Raw genomic sequence first — 3,299 nt, 5'->3', positions numbered from 1 at the left:
CTGAAGCAACAAGATTCTATAATCCCAATGCTTTAGATTTGGGAGTACGTCAACTTGAGATTATTGAGGGCTGGTTTTCACTACGGCTTCGCTTGAAGGTGAGGGGAAAGTTCGCTGAGAACTAAGATGCGGTTCAGGCGCGGGCGACCTCGAAGGCCGTTATGTTGCGGGTGTTTTTGCTGAATTCTACGGCGATCAGGTGGATTGGCTGGTCAAGGCCACGATATTTGTCTGCGTATCTCTTTTCTTGCAATTGCGCCATTGCAGCGCCTTCAGATGCCATTTCGACCACTTTGAACTCGAACAGGTAGATGTTATCGTTGAGGTGAACGGTCATATCGACACGACCATGGCTACTGCTGTCTTCTAAGGTGATATTTAGTCCCAGCCCCGCGAAATAGGAATAGAACACGCTGGCATAGTAGCCTTCATAATTGGCGATGTCGTTGTTGGTGTACCATTCGTAGGGGATGCTGGCAAAGAATGCGTGGAATAGGGTTTCCATGCCAGCGAAGTCGTTGGCCTCCAGCAGACGATACAGGCGCACGGTGTTCGCCATCTGGCGGGTTGAGTCTTTTACCAGATAGCGCAACAGGCTGCGGTTGAGGCTCTGGCGCACTTCCCGATTGGGATAGCTCAGGCGATAAAGTGACTCGCCACCGAGGTCTTCTTCCTCTGTGATGGTGAGGTAGCCGGTCTGGAATAGCAATGCCTCGGTTGCCATATCATCGACGTCGAAGGTGGATAACAACTCGTTGCCACCGATCATGTTGTCCAGTTCGAGGGAACTGACGCGGCGGTTGAAGAGGGTTTCGATGAGGAAGGTGGGTGTGCCAGTCTCGAACCAGTACGTGCCAAAGGTGCGCTTGTCAAAGAGCAGGAGGATGTCAAAGGGGTTGTACACCTTTTCGTCACCAAGCCAGCTATAGCCGTTGTACCAGTCGCGGATGTCTTCTCTGTTCAGGCCGGGTAGTTCTGGTGCGAATACGGTGTCGAGGTCCTCTTCTGTGTATCCGCAGATGGCGGAATAGCGTGGGTCAATGGTGATGTCGGTGAGGTTGTTGAGGCCAGAGAAGAGGCGCACCTTCGAGAATTTGCTGACGCCAGTGAGGAATGTGAATTTGATATGGGCATCACTGGACTTGATCGTGGCATACAGACCCCGCAGAAAGTCGCGGTTGGCACGGGCGACTTCAGGCTCATCCAGCACATCTAAGATCGGCTTGTCGTATTCGTCAATGAGAACAGCCACGCGCTGTCCCGCCTGGCTGTACAACATCTGGATGATATGGCGAAAGCGTGCTGAAGCAGTGTCGTAGTGGCTTTCTACGCCTGTTTCTTTTTCTACAGCGTCCAGTTGTGCCATAACCTCTTTGTGCAAGATCCCAGGCTCATCAAAATTGCCGCTACCGAAGTCGAGGCGCAGGACAGGATAGCGAACAGACCAGTCCCAGTGGTCGTGGATATGAAGCCCCTCGAACAGCGGTTCATTGCCCTCGAACAGTTCCTTTAGCGTATCCAGAAACAGGCTTTTGCCAAAGCGCCGTGGCCGCGATAAAAAGTAGTGCGTGCCCTCGTCTATCAGTCGCCGCATGTGGGCAGTTTTATCGACATAGTAGTAGTTTTCCTCCCGAATTTTGCGGAAGGTCTGAATGCCGATGGGCAGTCTGCGTCTGGTCATGGTTTCCCTGTATTTAAAAGGTTCTACTTTGCCAGGCATTTTTCAGCATCTTTTGCAGAAAGTATCATAACCATAACACATTTGCACAACTATTTTTTTCACTGATGTTCTGTTCGATTTAGAGGTAACTTATGGATGCGAGTGAAATTCGGCTTTTAATTGCAGATGATGAGTACTATATCTGCGAGGGTCTGCGAGAGGCGATGACCAAAGACGGTTATCGGGTTGATGTGGCTTATGATGGGAATCAGGCAAAGACGCTTATGGAAGCCCATGAGTATGATGCCGCAATTTTTGATCTCAAGATGCCGGGGCAGGATGGTCTATCACTTTTGAAGTGGGTGCGCGGTGCAAATCGCGAAATTGGCGTTATTGTGATTACGGCTTATGGCGAGGTGGAGACGGCTGTTGAAGCCATGCGGCGAGGGGCTTATGATTATTTGACCAAGCCCGTAGATCTGAAGCGGTTGCGTCTGTCTTTGGAGCGTTTGCTGGATCACCAGGCACTGGTCGCGGAGAATCGCGTATTGCGGGCGCGTCTGGATTCCAATGGCGAAAATGGAGAGATTGTGCATCGAAGTGCTGCCATGGAACAGGTCTGTGATACTGTAGCGCAGGCGGCAATGACCGATGTGCCGGTTTTGATTACCGGGGAAACGGGGACGGGGAAAGAACTCGTGGCGCGTGCGATTCATCAGGCGAGTGCGCGGCGGAATGCACCTCTGGTGGCGATGAATTGTGGGGCGTTTGCCGAGACGTTATTTGGCAGCGAGTTGTTCGGTTATGTAAAGGGCGCGTTTACGGGCGCGACAGCGGATAAGGCGGGTTTTTTTGCCGCGGCTGAAGGGGGGACGCTTTTTTTTGATGAGGTGGGTGAGATCCCATTGCCCAATCAAGTCGATTTGCTCCGGGTATTAGAAGAAAAAGCCTATCGCCCGGTGGGGAGTACCAGAGCGGTGTCCGCAGATGTGCGAACCATTTTTGTCACCAATCGCGATCTCGAGCGGGAAGTGGCAGAAGGACGGTTTAGAGAAGATTTGTATTACCGCATCAATGTGGTGCCCATTCGCCTGCCACCGCTTCGCGAGCGCGTCGAAGATATTCCGCTTTTGATCGATGTGTTTTTTGACAATCTGTGTGCGTTGTACCACAAAGCGCGCAAGGAATTGACTCCGGATGCAATGGACAGGGTTCTGGCTTATTTGTGGCCCGGCAATGTGCGCGAGTTAAAAAATGCCATTGAGCGCATTGTAGTGACCTGCGCAGATCAAAAGGTGGATGTCGATCATTTGCCTTCTCGGATACGCGATGCCCAGAATGAGACAGATACGATAATGGTTGAACTCGGTTCATCGCTTGCAGACGTGGAACGCGCGCTGATCGAAAAAACACTGGCGCATGTGACGGCAAATCGGAAGGAGGCCGCGGCGCTATTGGGGATCAGTGTTCGCGCGTTGCAATACAAAATTAAGGCGTATAATCTGCGCTAATTTTCAGAAACGCAATTTTTGCATTTTGGTTATAAAATAGGGTGCAATTTTTGCATGTTTTTTTTAAAAAAAAGAGTGTGCAGATACGACTTCACGATTTTTTTTCAATATAAACAATAGGTTATGAC

At 50.8% G+C, this 3,299-nt stretch carries 2 protein-coding genes; one reads left to right on the top strand and one right to left on the bottom strand.

Translation table 11 applies throughout. From position 1 onward, the window contains the following. Positions 1-133 precede the first annotated feature (133 nt). Positions 134-1,681: an ATP-binding protein gene (locus F4Y39_14840; protein MYC14996.1), complete on the bottom strand. Its 1,548-nt coding sequence runs from the start codon at positions 1,679-1,681 to the stop codon at positions 134-136. Positions 1,682-1,812: 131 nt separating this feature from the next. Between F4Y39_14840 and F4Y39_14835 the strand changes: the two genes are divergently transcribed. Beyond that, positions 1,813-3,171 carry a sigma-54-dependent Fis family transcriptional regulator gene (locus tag F4Y39_14835; protein ID MYC14995.1) on the top strand — a complete coding sequence of 453 codons (1,359 nt, stop codon included), beginning with the start codon at positions 1,813-1,815 and terminating at the stop codon, positions 3,169-3,171. Positions 3,172-3,299: the final 128 nt, after the last annotated feature.

The organism is Gemmatimonadota bacterium (genome assembly GCA_009838845.1).
Lineage (GTDB): Bacteria > Latescibacterota > UBA2968 > UBA2968 > UBA2968 > VXRD01.
This window is presented reverse-complemented; position numbering and strand designations above follow the sequence as displayed.

Excerpts from the sequence above, each read along its gene's own strand:
- F4Y39_14840 (MYC14996.1), bottom strand. The coding sequence starts at position 1,681 with ATGACCAGACGCAGACTGCCCATCGGCATTCAGACCTTCCGCAAAATT.
- F4Y39_14835 (MYC14995.1), top strand. The coding sequence starts at position 1,813 with ATGGATGCGAGTGAAATTCGGCTTTTAATTGCAGATGATGAGTACTAT.